Annotated in this window: 22 protein-coding genes; 17 read left to right on the top strand and 5 right to left on the bottom strand. The window is 33.1% G+C overall.

The annotated features are described in order from the left end of the window. Window positions 1–53 precede the first annotated feature (53 nt). Window positions 54–851 carry a cell wall hydrolase gene (locus tag MHH59_RS18835; protein WP_340852110.1) on the bottom strand — a complete coding sequence of 266 codons (798 nt, stop codon included), beginning with the start codon at window positions 849–851 and terminating at the stop codon, window positions 54–56. Window positions 852–1,232: 381 nt separating this feature from the next. Between MHH59_RS18835 and MHH59_RS18830 the strand changes: the two genes are divergently transcribed. The 10 genes from MHH59_RS18830 (at window position 1,233) to MHH59_RS18785 (ending at window position 9,547) form a co-directional block, all read left to right on the top strand. Continuing rightward, window positions 1,233–2,222 carry a phosphatidylinositol-specific phospholipase C gene (locus tag MHH59_RS18830; RefSeq protein ID WP_002128693.1) on the top strand — a complete coding sequence of 330 codons (990 nt, stop codon included), beginning with the start codon at window positions 1,233–1,235 and terminating at the stop codon, window positions 2,220–2,222. A gap of 205 nt (window positions 2,223–2,427) precedes the next feature. Continuing rightward, on the top strand, window positions 2,428–3,837 hold the full coding sequence (locus MHH59_RS18825; protein WP_002167763.1) for a glycoside hydrolase family 1 protein: 1,410 nt from the start codon (window positions 2,428–2,430) through the stop codon (window positions 3,835–3,837). Window positions 3,838–3,867: 30 nt separating this feature from the next. Further along, the gene (locus MHH59_RS18820; RefSeq protein ID WP_002088023.1) at window positions 3,868–4,575 is read left to right on the top strand and encodes a GntR family transcriptional regulator; all 708 of its coding nucleotides are present in this window, start codon (window positions 3,868–3,870) and stop codon (window positions 4,573–4,575) included. A 193-nt stretch (window positions 4,576–4,768) separates the two neighbouring features. After that, window positions 4,769–4,963 carry a hypothetical protein gene (locus tag MHH59_RS18815; protein WP_002014626.1) on the top strand — a complete coding sequence of 65 codons (195 nt, stop codon included), beginning with the start codon at window positions 4,769–4,771 and terminating at the stop codon, window positions 4,961–4,963. Between the two features lie 32 nt (window positions 4,964–4,995). Next, entirely contained in the window at window positions 4,996–5,676 is a 681-nt protein-coding gene (gene bshB2 / locus MHH59_RS18810; protein ID WP_002167764.1) for a bacillithiol biosynthesis deacetylase BshB2, read from the top strand. After that, window positions 5,676–6,473, top strand: a complete 798-nt coding sequence (locus tag MHH59_RS18805; protein WP_340852984.1) for an alpha/beta fold hydrolase — start codon at window positions 5,676–5,678, stop codon at window positions 6,471–6,473. The genes bshB2 and MHH59_RS18805 overlap by 1 nt, the downstream gene beginning before the upstream one ends. Before the next feature lie 67 nt (window positions 6,474–6,540). Continuing rightward, window positions 6,541–7,974, top strand: a complete 1,434-nt coding sequence (gene pdxR, locus MHH59_RS18800; RefSeq protein ID WP_002033714.1) for a MocR-like pyridoxine biosynthesis transcription factor PdxR — start codon at window positions 6,541–6,543, stop codon at window positions 7,972–7,974. A gap of 33 nt (window positions 7,975–8,007) precedes the next feature. Next, window positions 8,008–8,364, top strand: coding sequence for a CidA/LrgA family holin-like protein (locus tag MHH59_RS18795; protein WP_002014630.1), 357 nt, complete (start codon window positions 8,008–8,010; stop codon window positions 8,362–8,364). A 23-nt stretch (window positions 8,365–8,387) separates the two neighbouring features. Beyond that, window positions 8,388–9,059: an LrgB family protein gene (locus MHH59_RS18790; RefSeq protein WP_002185096.1), complete on the top strand. Its 672-nt coding sequence runs from the start codon at window positions 8,388–8,390 to the stop codon at window positions 9,057–9,059. A gap of 65 nt (window positions 9,060–9,124) precedes the next feature. Beyond that, window positions 9,125–9,547: a YfmQ family protein gene (locus MHH59_RS18785; protein WP_002088014.1), complete on the top strand. Its 423-nt coding sequence runs from the start codon at window positions 9,125–9,127 to the stop codon at window positions 9,545–9,547. Window positions 9,548–9,574: 27 nt separating this feature from the next. Here MHH59_RS18785 and MHH59_RS18780 read toward each other — a convergent pair whose 3' ends face one another. Then, window positions 9,575–9,976, bottom strand: a complete 402-nt coding sequence (locus MHH59_RS18780) for a CBO0543 family protein (RefSeq protein ID WP_002128679.1) — start codon at window positions 9,974–9,976, stop codon at window positions 9,575–9,577. Then, entirely contained in the window at window positions 9,951–11,129 is a 1,179-nt protein-coding gene (locus MHH59_RS18775; RefSeq protein ID WP_340852108.1) for a DUF2515 domain-containing protein, read from the bottom strand. Before MHH59_RS18775 ends, MHH59_RS18780 begins: the two co-directional genes overlap by 26 nt. A gap of 467 nt (window positions 11,130–11,596) precedes the next feature. Between MHH59_RS18775 and MHH59_RS18770 the strand changes: the two genes are divergently transcribed. The 4 genes from MHH59_RS18770 to MHH59_RS18755 are packed head-to-tail and all read left to right on the top strand — an operon-like array spanning window position 11,597 to window position 14,946. Next, on the top strand, window positions 11,597–12,583 hold the full coding sequence (locus MHH59_RS18770) for a UDP-N-acetylglucosamine 4,6-dehydratase family protein (RefSeq protein ID WP_340852106.1): 987 nt from the start codon (window positions 11,597–11,599) through the stop codon (window positions 12,581–12,583). After that, window positions 12,580–13,488: an NAD-dependent epimerase/dehydratase family protein gene (locus tag MHH59_RS18765; protein WP_002128673.1), complete on the top strand. Its 909-nt coding sequence runs from the start codon at window positions 12,580–12,582 to the stop codon at window positions 13,486–13,488. Before MHH59_RS18770 ends, MHH59_RS18765 begins: the two co-directional genes overlap by 4 nt. Further along, the gene (locus MHH59_RS18760) at window positions 13,488–13,832 is read left to right on the top strand and encodes a DUF6572 domain-containing protein (protein WP_340852103.1); all 345 of its coding nucleotides are present in this window, start codon (window positions 13,488–13,490) and stop codon (window positions 13,830–13,832) included. The genes MHH59_RS18765 and MHH59_RS18760 overlap by 1 nt, the downstream gene beginning before the upstream one ends. Window positions 13,833–13,881: 49 nt before the next feature. Continuing rightward, complete coding sequence (locus tag MHH59_RS18755; protein ID WP_002128671.1) at window positions 13,882–14,946, top strand: undecaprenyldiphospho-muramoylpentapeptide beta-N-acetylglucosaminyltransferase; 1,065 nt, start codon at window positions 13,882–13,884, stop codon at window positions 14,944–14,946. Window positions 14,947–15,053: 107 nt separating this feature from the next. Here the strand turns inward: MHH59_RS18755 and MHH59_RS18750 are convergent, their stop codons facing one another. Beyond that, window positions 15,054–17,774: a putative bifunctional diguanylate cyclase/phosphodiesterase gene (locus MHH59_RS18750; RefSeq protein ID WP_340852101.1), complete on the bottom strand. Its 2,721-nt coding sequence runs from the start codon at window positions 17,772–17,774 to the stop codon at window positions 15,054–15,056. Window positions 17,775–18,200: 426 nt separating this feature from the next. On the opposite strand from MHH59_RS18750, the gene MHH59_RS18745 reads away from it, so the two are divergent. Both MHH59_RS18745 and MHH59_RS18740 read left to right on the top strand, forming a co-directional pair. After that, the gene (locus tag MHH59_RS18745) at window positions 18,201–18,590 is read left to right on the top strand and encodes a VOC family protein (RefSeq protein WP_002014647.1); all 390 of its coding nucleotides are present in this window, start codon (window positions 18,201–18,203) and stop codon (window positions 18,588–18,590) included. A 224-nt stretch (window positions 18,591–18,814) separates the two neighbouring features. After that, window positions 18,815–19,390, top strand: a complete 576-nt coding sequence (locus MHH59_RS18740) for a histidine phosphatase family protein (protein WP_002128669.1) — start codon at window positions 18,815–18,817, stop codon at window positions 19,388–19,390. Between the two features lie 67 nt (window positions 19,391–19,457). Here the strand turns inward: MHH59_RS18740 and MHH59_RS18735 are convergent, their stop codons facing one another. Continuing rightward, entirely contained in the window at window positions 19,458–20,102 is a 645-nt protein-coding gene (locus MHH59_RS18735; RefSeq protein ID WP_002128666.1) for a YczE/YyaS/YitT family protein, read from the bottom strand. 182 nt (window positions 20,103–20,284) lie between these two features. On the opposite strand from MHH59_RS18735, the gene pepT reads away from it, so the two are divergent. After that, a complete protein-coding gene (gene pepT, locus MHH59_RS18730) occupies window positions 20,285–21,517 on the top strand; it encodes a peptidase T (RefSeq protein WP_002128664.1) in 1,233 nt (410 codons plus the stop codon). Window positions 21,518–21,595 lie beyond the last annotated feature (78 nt).

Below are 21,595 nucleotides of genomic sequence, written 5' to 3'. Positions count from 1 at the left end.
GCTAATCATTGGAAATAGTTGTTAAGTGCATAAATTTGAAGAGAATTATAGTTTTATTTAGCGAAGACGTGGTTACCGATTAACGCTACTGTTTGACGTGTCGTAATCCATTTGTTTGTTGAAGTTTTTGGATTATAAAAATAAAGCCAATCAGAATGTATTCCATTTGTAGAGATAGCCTCTTCTACTGCCATTTTTGCTTCTGCGCTTGCAGGCTGATTAATTCTACCATCGGTAACAGGAGTAAATGCATATCCGCGTTTAATAGGTTCATAAATAACACCTGTTATTGTATTTGGAAAACCATTTGCATTTACACGATTCAAGATAACTTTCGCCACCGCTACTTTTCCTTTATATGATTCGCCACCTGCCTCAGCAGTAACTAAGCGTGCCATTAAGTCTTTTTCTTTTTCTGAAATACTTGAATTGATTTTTAAATGTTGTCCTGTATAAAGCTTGTTTCCGACTGTATTGTTAATTTGTTTTATAGATTGAACGGTAACATTGTAACGCTTTGCTATAATTTCTAATGAATCTCCCGGCTGTACTTGATAAATAATTTGTCCAGAGATGTTCTTAGGTTTGTCGTTTTGATGAACAGTGACCTCATTTGATTTCATGGATCCTGGAATATGTAACTGTTCACCAATAAAAGTTTGATCTTTTCCTTTATTATTTGCTTGTTTAATAGATTGTATTGAAACTCCATATTGTTTACTGATACCCCAAAGTGTATCATTCTTTTTTACTGTATGAATGGTGGAAGCCTCAGCTACACCTTGATTACATACGAATGTAATTGCTGCCGCAGATAAAGGAATTATATGTTTTATTTTTAATAATTGCATTGTAAATCCTCCCAATAAAAAATTAAGTTTTAACTGTTGAGTAATGTAGTTCAGAGTATATAAGATATGTTTTTATATTTTAATATAAATATATTAGCACGTATAGAATGAATAATCATTATAAGTTTTTTATTTATATCATGTAGGACCCAAATATGAAATATTGCATATGAAAGCCCATTGAAGTTCGAGTTGTTGCTTACTATAATTTATCTAGTGAAAAGGGATATTAAATTTTTTTAATGCATTGAGATGAGAATATGTGGATGTTTTTAAATTTTACTTCTATGCAATATTCCATATTTATGAAACATTATTTATTAAGTAGCTTATATTATATTCAATAAGTTTGATATAAAACAGAAAAAGAGAGGGATAAAAATGAGCAATAAGAAGTTTATTTTGAAATTATTCATATGTAGTACTATACTTAGCACATTTGTATTTGCTTTCAATGATAAGCAAGCAGTTGCTGCTAGCGCTGGTAATGGGCTTGAAAACTGGTCAAAATGGATGCAACCTATACCCGATAACGTACCGTTAGCACGAATTTCAATTCCAGGAACACATGATAGTGGAACGTTCAAGTTGCAAAATCCGATAAAGCAAGTATGGGGAATGACGCAAGAATATAATTTTCGTTACCAAATGGATCACGGAGCTAGAATTTTTGATATTAGAGGGCGTTTAACAGATGATAATACGATAGTTCTTCATCATGGGCCATTATATCTTTATGTAACATTGCATGAATTTATAAATGAAGCGAAACAATTTTTAAAAGATAATCCAAGTGAAACGATTATTATGTCTTTAAAAAAAGAGTATGAGGATATGAAAGGGGCAGAAGATTCATTTAGTAGTACGTTTGAAAAAAAATATTTTCCTGATCCTATCTTTTTAAAAACAGAAGGGAATATAAGACTTGGAGATGCTCGAGGAAAAATTGTGCTACTAAAAAGATACAGTGGTAGTAATGAATCTGGAGGATATAATAATTTTTATTGGCCAGATAATGAGACGTTTACGACAACTGTAAATCAAAATGTAAATGTAACAGTACAAGATAAATATAAAGTGAGTTATGATGAGAAAGTAAAATCTATTAAAGATACGATAAATGAAACGATTAACAACAGTGAAGATTGTAATCATCTATATATTAATTTTACAAGCTTGTCTTCTGGTGGTACAGCATGGAATAGTCCATATTATTATGCGTCCTACATAAATCCTGAAATTGCAAACTATATGAAGCAAAAGAATCCTACGAGAGTGGGCTGGGTAATTCAAGATTATATAAATGAAAAATGGTCCCCAATACTTTATGAAGAAGTTATAAGAGCGAATAAGTCACTTGTAAAAGAGTAAAGATTGTCATAGTAAGAAGCGATGAAATACATCGCTTCTTTTTTGTTTTCTAAAAATTAACATCAAATATAGCTTTACATATCGTACGTTCATGATAGAAAAAAATCGAAACTTAAGCTATAATTACTACATATAAAATTTGTACCCATAAATTTTATATGTAGTAATGAATTTGATTTATTGTAATGAAACGGAGGTATATATTATGAAGTTTCCACATGATTTTTTATTCGGGGCTGCTTCAGCTTCTTATCAAGTAGAAGGTGCATGGAATGAGGATGGAAAAGGTGTTACGAATTGGGATGAGTTTTCAAAAATTCCTGGCAAAACATACGATGGAACAAATGGTGATATAGCGGTTGATCATTATCATCGATATAAGGAAGATGTTCGTTTAATGGCTGAGATGGGATTGGAATCGTATCGTTTTTCGATTTCTTGGGCGAGAATATTGCCGACTGGAGATGGAGAGGTAAATGAAAAAGGAATTGAATTTTATAACAATTTAATTGATGAATGTTTAAAGTACGGGATTGTACCGTTTGCCACTTTATATCATTGGGATCTACCATTACCGTTAGAAAAAGATGGTGGGTGGACGAATAAACGAACAGCAGAGGCTTTTGTAAAGTATGCAGAAATTTGCTTTAAGGCATTTGGTGATAGAGTGAAACATTGGATTACTTTTAATGAAACAGTAATGTTTTGTGGATTAGGCTATTTAAAAGGTGCACATCCACCAGGAATACAAAATGATGTTCCAAAGTATTTTCAAGCGACTCATTATGTATTTTATGCGCATGCGAAAACAGTTGCGGTGTACAAGCAGCTGAAACAGTATGGGGAGATTGGGATTACACATGTTTTCTTACCTGCTTATAGTGTGGATGATCAAAAAGAAAATATACTAGCAGCAAATCATGCGAATGAATATGAAACGTACTGGTACTACGATTCAGTTTTAAAAGGTGAGTATCCGTCTTATGTTGTACAACAATTAAAGGAAAATGGGTGGACTCCTAATTGGACGGTTGAAGAATTAGAAATCATTAAACAAAATGCTGAAAAAAATGATTTTATTGGCTTGAATTATTATCAGCCAATACGAGTAGAAAGATATGATATGGATATAAAGAGCGAGGAGCATTCTCGAGAAAACTCAACACTTGCTCCAGGTAATCCTTCTTTCGATGGTTTTTATCGAACAGTAAAAATGGATGATAAAACATATACCAAATGGGGGTGGGAAATATCTCCCGAAGGTTTCTTAGATGGATTGCATATGTTGAAAGCGCGTTACGGTGACATAAAGATGTATGTAACGGAAAATGGACTTGGTGATGAAGATCCAATCATTGACGGAGAAATTGTAGATGTTCCGCGAATTAAATTTATTGAAGAGCATTTAAAAGTAATGAAGCGTGCAATTCAAGAGGGAATTAATTTAAAAGGTTATTATGCATGGTCAGTTATTGATTTATTAAGTTGGTTAAATGGATATAAAAAGCAATATGGCTTTATTTTTGTCGATCATAATGATAACTTAAAACGTAAGAAGAAACTTTCGTTTCATTGGTATAAACATGTGATCGAAACGAGAGGAGAAGAGTTATAACAGATAAAAGAGTATTTTAGGAGAAAGTGTATGAGTGCAAAGTATAAACAAATTGCAGATGTGTTAGAGCAAAACATTCGAGATGGGCTTTTTAATGAAACGAAAAAATTACCTACAGAAGAAGCGTTGATGAATCGATTTGAAGTAAGCCGTAATACGATACGTAAAGTAATTAGTCAGCTTGTGAATAGAGGTTATATTTTTCAAGTGCAAGGTAGTGGTATGTTTTTACGTGAAACTTCTGTAACAGATTACATTAATTTAGGAAGTTTACGTGGATTAACGAAAAATCTCGTTTCACAAAATATTGAAACGAAAGTGCTAGAGATTGAAGTAATAGAGGCAAATGAAGAGATAGTAGAACGGATGCAATGCGAGATTGGAACTAGGTTATATTTCTTGAAGCGCGTAAGAATTGTAGATGGGAAACCATTCTCTATTGAAGTAAGTTATTTCAAAAAAGATATCATTCCTTATTTGAATGAAGAAATAGCATTAAGTTCTGTATACAGTTATTTCATTGAGGATTTACGATTAAATATTGGCTTTGCCGATAAAGTTATTAGTTGTGAAAAAATAAATAAAGAAAATGCAAAGCTTTTAGAACTAAATGAAGGTGATCCAGCGCTTCTTATTGAAAATACAGTTTATCTTGTAAATGGAACAATTTTCGAGCTATCTCAATCAATGTTTCATTATGAAAAGACCAAGCTTTTAAATCGAATTAATTTTAATTGAAAATGAATATAAGTAGCCTTGTAAAAAAGCAACTGGTCCTAAGTGAGCAGTTGCTTTTTATTTTTAAAGTGGATGAGCAAAAAAACACAAAAGTGGTTGGTCCGTTTTTTACAAACTTCTATTATGATAAGAGAAGAAAGGTAGTATTTTATTCATGCTTTAAAATAGACTGGCCTTAGAGAGGTGGAAGACAATGAGTTTTGCGATTTCACTAGTTGTTATTATTGTAGTTGTATCACTATTTGGGACCGTACTAGTCGCACGAAATGTAGAAGAGAATTACGGTAAGTCTACAAAGAGGAATGTAAAAAACTTATCTGCTATCTATATCATTCTTCTTTTAGGGCTTCTTGTGGGAGTTACTTGGTATGCGGTCGTTATTTTATAGAGTGTGTATATGATGAAGGAGTTAATGCATTGATGAAAAATGAGCGCCATGTTTTAGTTGTTTTCCCGCATCCAGATGATGAGTCGTATTGTGTGGCTGGCACAATTTTGGCTTATACGGAGCAGAAAGTCCCTCTTACCTATGTTTGCTTAACACTTGGTGAAATGGGGAGAGCGATGGGGAATCCACCTTTTGCAACTCGTGAATCTTTATATACAATTAGAGAGAAAGAGTTAAAGCGAGCTACAAATATTTTAGGGATTGAAGATTTACGTATGATGGGATATCGTGATAAAACTCTTGAATTTGAAGAGCCTGGAAAATTAAGAAGCTTGATTCAAAACTGTATTGAAGAATTGAATCCTTCTGTAGTTATTTCTTTCTATCCTGGGTATGCAGTTCATCCGGATCACGATGCAACAGGGGAAGCAGTAGTAGAGGTCTTAGCTAATATTTCGGAAAGTAAACGACCAGCCTTTTATGCTGTAGCTTTTTCGAAAAATCATGAAGACGAAATAGGACCTCCAGATTTTAAAAATGAAGTGAAAAAATATGTTTCGAAAAAATTGGAAGCATTACGAGCACATGCATCACAATTTACAACTAAAGTGGATGAGCTGGAAAGGGAGTATGAAGACGGTATTTCAGGCACAGTTGAGTGGTTAGAAAGAGAACCGTTTTGGATATATTCATTCAAAGATAAAAATATGTGATGCTACATCTGAAGGTGATGAATATGTATTTTGAATATAAGAATCGAAAGATTTTTTACAATATAGAAGGATCGGGTCCTGTCATATTGTTTTTACACGGTCTTGGAGGAAATTCGAATAATTGGTTATATCAAAGAAAATACTTCAAGAAGACATGGACCGTAATCTCACTCGATTTACCTGGGCATGGGAAATCCGAAGGGATGGAAATTAGTTTTAAAGAATATTCAAATGTTTTATATGAGTTATGTAATCATTTAAAGCTAAAATCAGTAACAATTTGTGGTCTTTCAAAAGGAGCTAGAGTGGGTATCGATTTTGCTATTCAATATCCACGTTTTATTTCTAGCTTAATTGTTGTAAATGCATTTCCCTATTTAGAACCGGCAGATCGTAAAGAACGACTTGAAGTATATGATTTACTTAGCTTGCAGGATAAAGGGAAAACTTGGGCTGATACGTTATTGAGAGCAATGGGAATAGAAGATAATGATGCAATTGTCCGAGGATTTCATCAATCCCTACAAATGATTCATCCGACGCATATTCAAAGGCTATTCGCTGAATTAGTTGATTACGATCAAAGACCATACCTCTCTAACATTGCATGTCCTGCATTAATAATACGAGGAGAGAATGATTATTTTGTTCCGGAAAAGTATGTGAGAGAATTTGAAAAACACCTGAGAAACGTGACCTTCGTTGAGTTGAAAAATAGTGGGCACTTGCCTTATTTAGAACAGCCTACTAGCTTTAATGTGACGGTAGAGGCATTTTTAAATCATGCGCTTGATTAATACCATTTTTGCAGTGAATACTGTTATTAATGAGTTCAGGGCACCAGCTTGGAGAGGAGGGAACTAAATGGAATGGCAACCGAATCGTGAAGATAAGATACCAGTTTATAAACAAATTGCTGATTACATTGAAAGAGGCATTTCTACCGGTGAATTCCCTTCTGATAGAAAATTACCTTCCGAGCGTATGTTAGCACAGAATTTACAAGTGAACCGGAGTACGGTCGTAGCTGCTTATGAGGAATTGAAATCACTTGGGGTAGTAGAACGGAAAAAAGGAAGCGGCACTCGGGTGAATACAGATATATGGGGTGTGTCACATAAACGAATACCGAACTGGGGTAGGTACGTTGAGGATGGATCGTTCTTACCTAATGTACCACTTGTTCAACAAATTCGAACGGAAACACAAAAAGATGATTTAATCAATTTAGCGAGTGGTGAATTGTCATCAGATTTAATTCCGAGTGATAGATTTCGAACAATTTTGTCGGAGAAAACATTTATGGGAAATCTCGGTTATGACCATCCGCTTGGAAATGAAATGTTGCGAAAAACCATTGCGGCACATGTCGAGCAATATAAACAAATAGAAGCAGATTCAAGCTCTATTCTTATTACATCTGGAGCTCAGCAAGCACTTAATCTTATCGTTCAATGTTTGTTAAAGCCTGGAGATGCGATTGCAATTGAGGATCCCTCCTATTGTTATTCACTTCCGATGTTTAAATCAGCAGGTTTAAAAATATTCCGTTTACCAGTTGATCAGCATGGTATGAATCCAGATGACTTAATCGATTTGCACAAAAAGCATCGCATTCGTATGGTGTTTTTAAATCCGGATTATCAAAATCCAACTGGAACGGTACTTTCATTGGCAAGACGTAAAAAGGTTTTAGAACTATCTTCTGAATTTGGTATACCGATTGTAGAAGATGATCCGTATAGTTTGACTTCTTTTAATGGAGAAGTGAATCCAACATTGAAATCGATGGATCAAAATGGGAATGTTCTTTATGTGAGCTCATTATCAAAAATTGTTGCATCAGGATTACGTATTGGTTGGGTAATTGGCCCCACGCGCGTAATTGAGAGATTGGCAGATGCGAAGCAGCAAGTTGATTTCGGTCATAGTGTATTTACACAGTGGGTAGCGAACCAATTTTTAGAATCTGAGGATTTTCATACGCATATTACGTTGCTTCGTGGACAACTGAAACAAAGAAGAGATGAGTTAATTAGAAAGCTTGAAGAAATATTAGGGGATCAGATTGAATTTTTTGTTCCTGAGGGCGGAATACATTTATGGTGCAAAGTGCAAGGAACGTTTGATGAATATCATTTACTAGGTGAATCTATACAAAATGGTGTAGCATTTGTCCCAGGAAGCGTCCTAGGTTCGAAAAGTGAATATGTCCGATTTACTTTCGGCAGAGCGAATGTAGAACAAATTCAGCTTGGAGTTACAAGGTTTGCGGAAACATTAAATGAGATTTCATAATAGTGAAGCGTAATATGGAAATGAGGGAAAGAAATGAAGTACGTGACGCTTTTACTTCAAGTAGGCGTGCTATATGTGTTTAGCTTAGCTGGTACGTGGATTCAAGGAGTATTCCATCTGTCGATGCCAGGAAGTTTAATAGGGATGTTAATATTGTTTCTACTCCTTTCTACTCGTATTTTTCCATTAAAGTGGTTTGAGGTAGGGGCAGAAAAGTTAATAGTATTTTTACCGTTATTTCTAATTCCTTCGACAACAGGATTAATGGAATATGGATCTTTTCTTTTAAGTAAGGGGAGTGTTATATTCCTTTTAGTAGTTGCAAGTACGGTAGTAACATTGATTGTTTCAGGGTATGTAAGTCAATTATTAGTAACATCAAAAAAATAAAATCGACAAGGTGCACGATTCAAATGGTCTTAATTATTATTACTGTAGTAATTTATTTATTGGCGACAAAGTTATATAAAAAATTTACGTCTCCATTTACGTTACCGGTATTAACAGTTACAGCAATTATGATTTGCTTATTTTTGATATTTGGTATTTCTCATCATGAGTATAAGGAAAATGGGGGAGACATTCTTTCAGGTTTTTTGAGTCCTGCAATTGTAGCGTTAGCCATACCTCTATTTAAAGAGCGAGAGATACTTATGAAAAACTTTTTAGCGATACTAATCGGCGTAGTGATAGGTATAGTGGCTTTAACGAGTATGAATGTAGTGATTGGTGGAATTTTAAATATAGATAAGGAACTTATATTAACAACTTTACCACAATTAGCGACAATGCCTATTGCCATTTCATTAGCGGATCAAATTGGTGGCATTCCATCTATGACTTCTAGTTTTGTAGTTGTTGCAGGAATAACAGGTGCTATTATCGGACCGACAGTACTTAAGTTTTTCCGAATAACAAGTACGATTGGAAAAGGAGTGGGGATGGGCTGTGCATCACATATTATTGGTGTGAGCCGTCTAGTGAAAGAAGGAGAGAAAGAGGCAACTATCGGTTCGGTAACGATGATTGTAACAGGGATACTTATTAGTATATTAGTACCTTATGGAGTGAAATTTTTATTTTGAAAATTAATGAATCGTAATAAGGAGCATAACACTACTCATTTTAGAGCGTAATGGAGATGATTAAAATGACAACATGGTTTATAGTTACATTATTTATTTTTGGTGCTCTTAAAGTACTAGTTTCTAGTATGCCAACTTCTGTTGTAGAATCAATTATTAGTAGATTTGAGTTACACCAAAAACTTGATGAGGAAAATACTACTGTAACGGTAGATGGGGAAAGTATAGAAGGAGAAATGAAACTTCAAGTTATTCATGAATTTAACGAGGCTTTATTTTTAGATAAACATTATTTTCCGCCGCAAGGGAATGGTACACCGATAGTCATGGAGACGAAGAAAGGAAAAAGAGAGATTAGATTTTCTATATATAGCTACGAGGAACACGTTGATGTAGTAAAGCAATATAAGAAGAAAGTAGTTGCATATCGTTTGCGATCAAAAAGCCTTCAAAGTCGTTCAGTAGCAGTGACTGAAGATTATGCTTAAGGAGAGACCGTTATTATAACGGTCTCTTTATTTTTGCATCCAAGTATATAATTTCCAAATAAGAGAAAAGAAAATGATATATCCAAATAAAGAATAAGCATGATGCCAATTCCCGTTATGTACAAATAAACCTAACCGCTCAGCAACTTGTTCAAAAATACTAGCACAAAGCCCTATTAAAATAATAAATATAGTTCTAGAAACTGCAGATAATGTTTTTGAAATTTGTATAAAAATGATTGTTAAAATTGGTAGCACAAACAACGTAAAGCCTATGTTAACTGAAAATATAGATGAGAAAGGTCTAACTGGAAAGGAATATATTTGTGTATGCACAAAGAAAGCATCTAAGCAAGTTCCAATAATAGAAGAAAGTAAGACTGTAACTAATAATGCTAAAAAATCATTCTTCTTCTCGAAGGAGGACATTTTTCTTTGCGAGAATTGCGAGTTCAATTTTTTCGAGTGTTTTGCAGTAGTCTTCTGTAATTTTTCCATTTATATTTTCCTCCTTATCAACTAAATAATTTACAACTTGCCAATCGTTAAACCAATCTTCATTTTCAACTTCTTCATGTTTCATATCCCGCCATGCATAGATGAGTGCAGGGCTGTATATACGATACGCGTCACTACGTAACTGGCATTTCTTTATTCGGCGTTTATAAAACTCACGTGAAAAAGATTCATTTACACTAGAAAATAAATGAGGCCAGTAATCTTTTCTTGAGCCTGTATGTGGATGGTGATGGACCCAGTTTATTATTTGAGATAAAATATGTGTATCCCGAAATAACAATGAATACAACCGTTTTCCAAGTGAAATTCGTTCATGCAAAGAAGTGAAATGTTTCATTGTATCACCAAATAGTAATACTTTTTGCTTTTTATCATTTTCGTAAAATGGGAAAAGGATATGATTAAACTGAAAAAAATCAAAGAGTTTAAATCCAATACTATTTAATACAGTCTTTTTAAAGTGTGCATTTTGAATAACTCTTTTTTCTAAGTAGTTTTGTTCATTAATAATAGTTGCGATCGCTAATGTTTTTTTGTTACCTGTTTTCCAAAAATCGTTCCACATTGTTTCCATAAATGTAGAAACATTTAAGTGAGTGAGAAGGTGAAATAGCTTTTTTGATTTTTTTACACTTTGCTCATATAGTAAAAATTGAGGATATACATCTTGGAAAATGAGCCAATTTCCTCTTTCTAAAAAAGAGAAAAATGTAATTTGATCTTTCTCGGATAAAAGCCTCGTATATAAATCTCCCTTTAAATCTGTCATATTCCAGCCACCGTTACGTGATACGATATGCCCAAGTAGTGCCCAATGTATTTCTGGATATTGAATGTAAAATTGGTAGTATGCACGTGTTCTTGTGACGTTATTTTTATTTAGTTCTTTTGTCTGAGCTTTAATTTTATCGATGATAAGTTGCTCTTCTTTCGTTAATTTATATTTGGTAACAGAAGAGATGAGATCGCTTTTTTGTTGTAACTCGTTTTTCACGTCGAATAGGGAGAGAGGGAGTGCTTTTGAGAATTCTTTAGATGTATTGTTTGAATTGCTTTGGTACATTCCATTACCTCCCTTTTCTATGAGTTTAAATGTGGTATTGGTTATGAATCATTCCATTTATCTCGCTATTAACGAGCAGTAAGACTCCCATCTCAAAAGTCGGCTAAAGCAAAGAAGTTAGGTGAGGGTGGGGCTGCTCGTAAAAGCCCGACTGATTCAACTAATAATCAGTCGGGGATGGACAAAATCCCCACTAATTAAAGTTTCACTTTATTTTATTACGAGCATAAGAAATAAATGAGCGGTGTTTTTTAAACCAGTAATATAGTTATCATTCAAACAGTATAAAGAAAATCTAATTGCTAAGAAGTGAAATGAAAAACAGAAACTATTAAAAAATAGTTTCTGTTTTTTTATTTTGTCAATTAAATGTAACAAACGACGATTATGATTTGAATCAATTGAAAATAATTCAATAACCTTAATAAATACAATTTGAATTGAAATATATGGTAGGAGGAAAAGGAATGCTTAATAAAATAATTTTAATTACTGGTGGTACAGGTTCGTGGGGACATGAACTTATAAAACAACTATTAGAAAAATCACCGAAAGAAATTAGAGTTTTTTCAAGGAATGAAACGGTTCAGTTTGAAATGCAGCAACAGTTTATAAATGAAGAGAGATTGAAATTTATTATTGGAGATATTCGTGATAAAGAGCAACTAGTATATGCTTGCCAAGGTGTACATTATGTATTTCATCTTGCAGCTTTAAAGCATGTTCCAGTATGTGAATATTATCCTTATGAAGCTATAAAAACAAATATACATGGTACGCAAAATGTAATTGAAGCATCTATCCAGAATCAAGTTGAGAAAGTTATATATGTTTCAACTGATAAAGCGGCCGATCCATCAAATACGTATGGGATGACAAAAGCAATTGGTGAAAAATTAATGGTTCATGCGAATGTGCAAACGAAGAAAACAAAATTCATTTGTGTTCGTGGCGGAAATGTTTTAGGAACGAGTGGAAGTGTGGTACCGCTTTTTAAAAAGCAAATTAAGCAATCTTCAAAAGTAGGGATTACCGATGCAAATATGACTAGATTTTTCTTAATCATTGAAGATGCTGTTGGATTGTTATTTAAAGCAGCATCTGAAGGAAGAGGAGGAGAAATCTTTGTTATGAAAATGCCAGCATGTAAAATAACGGATTTAGCAAGAATATTGATTGAAGATTCAAAAAAAGAAAACGTGAAGATAAAAGAGGTAGGGATAAGACCTGGTGAAAAATTAAGTGAAATGCTTTTATCTGAGGTAGAGAGTAAAACAAGTATTAGTTTTGATCAAAATTATTTTGTGGTACTACCGACTATTCCTATAGAAGGACTTCAAGAATATTATGCTAGTTATCCGCTTGTGGATGTGAAGAGTTTTAGTTCTCAACAAGACTTACTTACAAAACATGAGGTGAAACAAATGTTAGAAAAAGGAGGGTTTTTACGATGAAAAGAAATGCGAGCCTTTTAATAACTGGTGCAAATGGCTTCACAGGACGTCATGCTTGCCAATATTTTTTAGAGCAGGGCTTTCATGTAATTCCTATGTTTCAAAATCGTTCACATAGAGAAAAAATCGAAAATGGTATTACTTGTGATTTAACAAATAAGAGTGAAGTAATGAAGGTAATTAAACAAATAAAACCAGACTATGTATTGCATTTAGCAGGAAGAAACTCAGTTAATGAGTCTTGGACAGCTTCTCTGGAATATATAGAGATTAACGTAATAGGGACTTTATATTTATTAGAAGCCATTAAGCAGGAAGCCTCGCATTGTAAAACATTAGTTATAGGATCTGCATTGCAAGCAGATAGTATGAAAAACATAAAAGTTTCAAATCCATATAGTTTAAGTAAAACTATGCAAGTCATTATTGCGGAGGCTTGGGGCGGATTAATGGATTCAAATATTATCATTGCAAAGCCCTCAAATTTAATTGGTCCAGGAGTATCGAATGGTGTTTGTTCAATTCTCGCAAAAAAAATGATAGATATAGAATCAGGTAGAAGTAAAGCGATTATTGAAGTAAACAGTTTGAAAGATAGTAGAGACTTTCTAGATGTACGTGATGCAGTTAAAGCGTATCATGTGTTATTACGTGATGGTATAAATGGAAAACAATATAATATTGGATCAGGAGTAAAACGCTCTTTATTAGATGTATTGGAACAATATAAAGGATTAACACAGTTGAATTTTACTATAAAAGAAACAGAGAATAGTGAGAGCGGCTCAAATGAAAGTTTAGTATTAGAGGATATAAAAAAGTTAGGTTGGGTTCCAGAAATCCCATTTCAGCAATCATTAAAAGATGTACTTGAGTATGCGAAGTGTAGTGACATCTGCATTTAATGAAAAATATAAAAGGATGTAAGAAATATATGAATTGTTATGAGACTATAAATAATCAAAATATGCTATCGCTTTCGATTGTTGATACGCTGGATTGGAAAGATGAAGAAGAACACGTTTTGCGCATCTATGAGGCGATAAATACATGTCGAGCATATGTGGAAAAGGTTAATCGAAACCCCAAAACAATATATACAGGAACTAGGCCTGTAATCCAAGTCTTTACTCAGTATGAATGTAGTGAGTATGGAAATGATTTTTATGAACTCATCAAAGATCTTTTGCAAGACATAGGTCTGGAGTTAAAGATTTATATAAATCATAGTAAGTTAATGTGCATTTGAAAGATTACTATAAAGCTAGACTTTTAATGATAAAGGTGGGATATAAGCTATGAATAAAACGATTCTCTTTACTGGGGGCGGTACAGCCGGACACGTAATGATTAATATGGTATTGATTCCTAAATTTATAGAAAAAGGATGGGGAGTTGAGTATATTGGATCTCAAAATGGAATTGAAAAATTATTAGTTCAAAATGTTAAGTACAATAGTATTTCAACGGGGAAGCTCCGGAGATATTGGGATTGGGAGAACTTTAAAGATCCTTTTAAAATTATAAAAGGCTGCTTACAAAGTTATAAATTAATTAAGAAAATAAAGCCTGACGTTATCTTTTCTGCAGGAGGATTTGTTTCAGTTCCTGTAGTTGTAGGGGCATGGTTAAATAGTGTACCTATCGTAATACGTGAACCAGATAGCACGTTAGGACTTGCAAATAAAATAGCATTACCTTTTGCTACAAAACTATGCACAACATTTCCTCATACAGGGAAGAATGTAAGTAATGAGAAAAAGGTTTATGTAGGACCAATTGTAAGGGAAGAAATTGAGAGAGGTAACGTATTACGAGGAAGAAGGTATTGTGAATTTCAGCAAGATAAGCCAGTATTGTTAATAATGGGTGGGAGTCAAGGTGCTAAGTGGATAAATGATATGGTAAGGAAAAGTTTAGATACATTATTATTAAGTTTTAATATTGTTCATATGTGTGGTAAAGGGAAGGTGGATCCTTCTATCGGAATGGAAGGTTATATGCAATTTGAATATATAGGAGAAGAGTTGCCACATATACTGAATATGGCAAGTGTTGTAGTTTCCAGAGCGGGTTCTACTGCTATTTCTGAATTGTTATTTTTGAAGAAACCGATGTTGCTTATTCCGTTAACTAATGGTTCCAGTAGAGGGGATCAAGTTTTAAATGCTGACTATTTTTCTAGGCAAGGGTATGCGGAAGTATTACTTCAAGATAGAATAAGCACCAGTACATTTACAGATGTGGTAAATAAGTTGTATGTAAATAAGGAGAGATATATTCAAAACATGAATGGATTTAAGAAAACAAATGAGGAGGGAATTCATCAATTAATAGATTTAATAAATGAAGTAGTTAAATAATAAAAAAAGGAAAGAAATTATTTTCTTTCCTTTTTACTATAGTTGTTCAAATTCATTATTACCTATAACGATTACATTCAGTATAGAGTTATATGCATTTTGATTTACTATGGACGAATACCGTTTTCTAACAGCTTAGTAAATGCATTGGCATAAATAGGTTTACTGTAATAGTAACCTTGAATAAACTGACATTTATTTTTTTGAAGGAAATTTACGTGTTCTTTCGTTTCTACGCCTTCAGCAATGACGGACATTCCTAATGTATTTGCTAATGTGATGATTGTTTTAATGATTTCCATTCCATCTTCACACGTTTCAGACATTGTAATAAATTCTCTTGGGATTTTTAACGTATCGATTGGATATAAAGGTAAGTAGGCTAGGGAAGAATAGCCTGTACCAAAGTCGTCGATTGAAATGTGAATCCCTAAACTTTTTAGTGTACGCAGTTTTATCAATGTTTCTCTCTCATCCATCATTGCAATTCGTTCTGTTAATTCTAGATCAAGGGAACTTGCTGGTAAGCCTGTAGTTGCTAAAGTAGAAGAAATAGATTTTACAAATCCTTCTTGTTCAAATTCTTTAGCAGATAAATTTACCCCTATTTTTAAATGCGAATATCCGAGTGCATGCCAACGTTTCATTTGCTCACAAGCCTGCTGTAATGTCCATTTTCCTATTGGAATAATTTGTAGTGTTTCTTCTGCAATCGGAATAAACTCGTATGGAGAAATAACACCTAATTCAGGATGATTCCACCTGATTAAAGCTTCTGCACCGATAATTTTATTAGATTCACTATCAACTTGAGGTTGATACAAAAGGAACAATTCTTCATTTTGTATTGCGTTTGGTAAATCTTTTTCTAATCGTAATCGTCTTTCGATTTTTTTAGCGATTACATCGTCATAAATAGAGACAGAGTTAAGCTCTTTTGCCTTTGCATCATACATTGCAACATTAGCGTTTTTCAGAAGTGTAGCGGTATCGATTCCGGAATGTGGATAAATGGAGATACCGATACTCAGTGATAAAGTTAATTTATGCTCATGTATGACAAACGGCTTTTCCATGCTTTCAAATAATTGGTTACATAACTCGAATAAGGAATATTCGTCAGTATAGTTTTCAATTAAGATTGTAAACTCATCACCACCGATTCTTGACAGATGAGTATGTGATGGAAGACATGATTGGAATCGCTTTGCTACTTCTTCTAATATGTAATCACCTGACGAATGTCCAAGTGTATCGTTAATTACTTTAAAGCGATCTAAATCTAAATATAATAATGCAAACTCACTTTGTGTTGTTTGAGCATTTTTTATAAATTTTCTTAGCTTCCTATGGAAAAAGGATCGATTCCCAATTTTCGTTACAGTATCGTGGAATGCTAAATATTTTATTTCTTCTTGTTGTTTTTTTAGTGAGGTAATATCCTTTACCATAATATAGCTTCCTGAAATTTGTCCATCTATCATAATAGGAACGATGGTAACGTATAAAAAATAAGTAAAGCCATCTTTATATTGAGAACTAAGTTGTAAGGATGCTGATTCTTGTTGTTTAACTTTTTCTAATGCAGATATCAGTTTATGTTTATCTGCATCTAAAATAATAGAAAAACATGTCTCACCAAGTAACTCGTTCGTTGGTGCTCCAAGTAGTATACTTCCTGCTTTATTTACATTTAAGAATATTCCATTTAAATCAATCGTAAAAATGGGATCAGGATGATATTCATATAATGATTTGAATTTTTGTTGTTTCTGAGATAGGGCCTCTGATTTATGGACTAAATCAGAAGTTCTTAAAGTAACTTTTTCTTCTAGTTGAGCATTAAATACTTGTAAACGTTTTGTTAGGGTGTCGTTTTGCATACGCACAATAGAATGGCGAATAAGTACGAAAACAAAAGCGATACAATTTCCTGTAATGAGAGTTGAAGACGATGTTTGTTCTTTTAATGTAAACCCGATTAGTATTGCAACAGCAAGATAGGGAAATACGACTAAAACTTTCTTTCCTAGTATAGGGTTTACAATGAAATAATTTTTATGGCTATTATCATCTTCTGAAATAGACCCAGCTATTGCGATAAGCAATATAGGTATTCTATATAAAAGACGTAAAAATGTTATAGTGTCAGTTGATAAATGGGTATTTAAGTAAAAATAAATATAGTTAAAAGTTGCAGAACTAATTAATACAAAAATAAAGATATAAATTTTCCGCTTGGACTTAAAAATTGTTGGGCGGAAAAAGAGACTAACACCTAGTAGAAGAAATAATAGATCTGCAATTGGATATAGAAATGAAAGGAAAATATCTGCGAGTGAAAGTGAGAATATATTTAAATTTGGCTGATTAAATAAATACCATTCTAATGTGAATATGGAAGTAAGTACTATACATATATCACAAATAAAGAAAGCTTTTTCCCATTTATTGCATTCTTTTAAGATCTTATAGCAAAAAGCGATAAGGCAGAAGAATAGAAAAAACATGTAAAATACATCAGAAATAGTAAAATGATGTATTGGAAGTTCGAAAAAGGTATCTTGATACGTATATACTACTTTTCCTAATAAAAAACTACCAATTGCAATTGTAATACATATCCAAAAAGGATTTGAACTAACTTTTTTAGAGTATATAGAGTAAATTAGCGATATAAATGTAATGACTTCAACGATGAGTGAAGCGAAGCGTACATTGAAATTTGAAAAATTAGTAGGGAACAGAAAGAAAAACATAAAATAGATTGAATAGCATATTAATGTTGTGATTAATATACATAGCTGTAAATTTTTATTTAATTTCAAAAAAATCACCTTCTTTAAGTATGTACTATATTCGTAATATCTATACGTAATAATATTACTTAAGGATTGTATCAGATTTCCTTATAAAAAGCATGCTTATAAGGAAAAAAACAAGAGTGCAATAATTCTTGAAAATGAAAAAACACTACATTTAATGATTTTTAGTGTATCAAGATTTTAGATGGGAATTGTATATTTAGTCATCCAGTATATTTTAAAGGTTTTTTAGTGCTTTGCAAGTGGAGATGCAAATTTGCATATAAAATGATGGGATTTTCTTTCTAGGTGAGTTTTTGATTGTTATAGGCTAGTAAGGAACACCTTTGTATGTATCTATTTTCATACTAATGAGGGATTTCAAAAATGTTTTAAGAATATACAATAAAATATAGTCATTCATTACGTTTTTAGTATGGGAGGAAAAGCATGAAAAATTGGGTGAAGTTTCGAATAGCACGTCCAACAGATAAGTTTGAAGAGGTTATAGCATTCTATGAAAAAGGATTAGGTTTAAAGCGTATAGGTGAATTTTACGGTCATGAAGGTTACGATGGCGTCATGTTTGGACTACCAGATGAAGAATATCATTTAGAATTTACAAGATATATAGATGGGAGCCCATGTCCAGCTCCAACAAAAGATAACTTACTTGTATTTTACATGCGAGAAGATAGTGAAATGAAAAAAGTGAGTAAAAGGCTGCATACAATGGGGTATGGTGAAGTAGAACCAGAAAATCCGTATTGGAAAGAAAAGGGGATAACGATAGAAGATCCGGATGGTTGGAGAATTGTATTGATGAAAATAGAAGAATGAGGTGTGGCGAAACTAGAGGAGAAAGACGTTTCGAGTTTTGATAGTGTAAAAGAAAATATATATAAGCTTCCTTGAAGGGGATAAAATCAAGGGGAAGCTTTTTTGTGAATTTATCTGAAAATTAACATTTGATAATTTGTTCTGGAAAGATATGAAATAAGAACGTATATTCTTATGGGTTGATAGTCATGTCTTTAAAGAGGGATATAGAAAAGGGAGGAATTATGAATACATATATCTATATGGTTAGGCATGGTGAATCGCCAAAATTAGAAGGAAATGAAAGAACACGTGGATTAACTGAGAAGGGAATTTTAGATGCTCAAAGAATAACTGAGATATTAGAAACAGAGGGAATTAATACTTTCATTTCAAGTCCGTATAAGAGGGCTATGTTAACGATAGAAGAGTCAGCGAATCTCCATGAAAAAGAAATGTTAGTATATGAAGGTCTTAAAGAGTGTAAGTTTTCAAATGAAAATAAAATTATATCGGATAAGGAAGTGTACCCACTTGTAAAGGAGATGTTTTTTAATCCAGAATATGCACTGACGGATGGAGAGTCATATGCGGATTGTCAGCGAAGAGTAGTGAGAGTGTTAAAAGAAATATTAATGAATTTTCAAGGACATAAAATTGTAATTGGTACACATGGGCTTGTAATGACACTAATGATGAACTATTTTGATAATCAATATGGACTTGAATTTTTAATGAATACATCCAAACCGGATATATATAAGCTAGAATTTAAAGAAGAGCAATTAATGAATGTAGAGAGATTATGGAGAGAAGAATGAAATGGGGTATATGGAGTGTGTTTTAAAAATTACTTTTAAAACACACTCTTTTGCATTAAGTTGAGTTTTAAATATTTTCACTAATACGTTCTTTGTTTTTGTTATTTAAAGTATGTAAGAGTTTTTGAAATACCTTAAATGAATGCTGGAATATTGGACTTTGAATAAAAGTGTATAGAAAAGTTACGATAAAAACAGGACCTCCTAGCATGTATCCAATGACTAGTACAAAGCATTCTACAATAATTCGAGCACGGCTAATAGATAACCCAGTTTTGTCAGAAATGGTAAGCATGAATCCATCGCGGGGTCCAGCACCAATGCCAGCCGCAACGTACATGCCGCCCCCAATGCCTGTAATTGCAATACCAGAAAATAAAATGAGTAAGTTTATCCATAAATAATCACTAGCGTTTGGAAGGATCTTTGATTGTAAAAAAAAGTCCATAATAGGACCGATAAGTAGTGCATTTAAAAATGTGCCCACGTTTATATATTTTCGATCTACTAGTAAAGAGATAAGAACGAGACATAATCCACATATGACACTCCAAGTGCCAATTGTCCACCCAAATCGTTGGTAGAGAGCCATATTTAAAACTTCCCAAGGGTGTAAACCGAGGAATTTAACTTTGACTGCGAGAGCATTTCCAAGTCCAAAAAAAATTAATCCTAGGAAAAAAAGAAAATAGCGAAAGAGAGTTAGCCTCATCTTTAAAACCTCCCAATATATAATGATGTATATTACATGTTTGAATTTAAATGTACAAATGTTATGTCTTTTTATGATTTATTAAAAATGTAAATGGATATATATTTTCACAGTCAAAAAAGTTAAAATATTTCGTTATAAGGATTATAATAGAGAGAGAACTATAAAAGGAGTGAACGAATTTGAAACAAGAACTTATTGAAAGATTTACGAGATATGTAAAGATTGATACACAATCAAATGAAGAAAGTCATACAGTGCCTACAACACCAGGGCAAATTGAGTTTGGTAAGTTATTAGTGGAAGAGTTGAAAGAGATTGGGTTATCAGAAGTGACGATGGATGAAAATGGTTACGTAATGGCAACACTGCCTGCTAATACAGATAAGGATGTTCCTGTAATCGGCTTTTTAGCTCATTTAGACACAGCAACAGATTTTACAGGGGAAAACGTAAAACCACAAATTCATGAAAATTTTGATGGTAATGCGATTACGTTAAATGAAGAATTAAATGTTGTGTTAACACCTGAACAGTTCCCGGAATTACCATCATATAAAGGACATACAATTATTACAACTGATGGTACAACACTTCTTGGAGCAGATGATAAAGCTGGTCTTACAGAAATCATGGTCGCAATGAATTATTTAATACATAATCCGCAAATTAAGCATGGAAAAATAAGAGTAGCATTTACACCGGATGAAGAAATTGGCCGTGGACCATCGCATTTTGATGTAGAAGCGTTTGGTGCATCGTTTGCTTATACAATGGACGGAGGTCCATTAGGTGGTTTAGAATATGAGAGTTTTAACGCTGCAAGTGCCAAATTAACTTTTAGAGGGACAAATACACATCCTGGAACAGCGAAAAACAAAATGCGTAACGCAAGTAAACTCGCTATGGAATTCGATAGACAGTTACCAGTAGAAGAGGCGCCAGAATATACAGAGGGATATGAAGGGTTTTATCATTTACTCTCTTTAAATGGTGATGTCGAGCAAAGTAAAGCTTACTATATTATTCGAGATTTTGATCGTAATCATTTTGAAGCGCGTAAAAATAATATTAAAGATATTGTGAAAAACATGCAAGAGAAGTACGGCGAAGATGCAATCGTTTTAGAGATGAATGATCAGTATTATAATATGCTTGAAAAAATTGAACCGGTGAGAGAAATTGTTGATATTGCGTATGAGGCAATGAAAAGTTTAAATATTGAACCGAATATTCATCCAATTCGCGGTGGAACAGATGGATCGCAATTATCATATATGGGATTACCAACGCCAAATATTTTCACTGGTGGTGAAAACTATCACGGTAAATTTGAGTATGTTTCGGTAGATACTATGGAAAAAGCTGTTCAAGTAATTGTAGAAATCGCAAGACGATTTGAAGAACAAGCTTAAAAAGAGAACCAAGTAGTAATGAAGTGCTACTTGGTTCTTTTCTATAGTAAAAATACAAAGTGAAACTTGTTACAAGAC

Origin of the sequence: Bacillus sp. FSL E2-0195 (genome assembly GCF_038003645.1) — a bacterium.
GTDB classification, from domain to species: Bacteria; Bacillota; Bacilli; order Bacillales; family Bacillaceae_G; genus Bacillus_A; species Bacillus_A mycoides.
The sequence above is the reverse complement of the archived record's forward strand: the minus strand, read 5'-3'. Positions and strand labels throughout refer to the sequence as shown.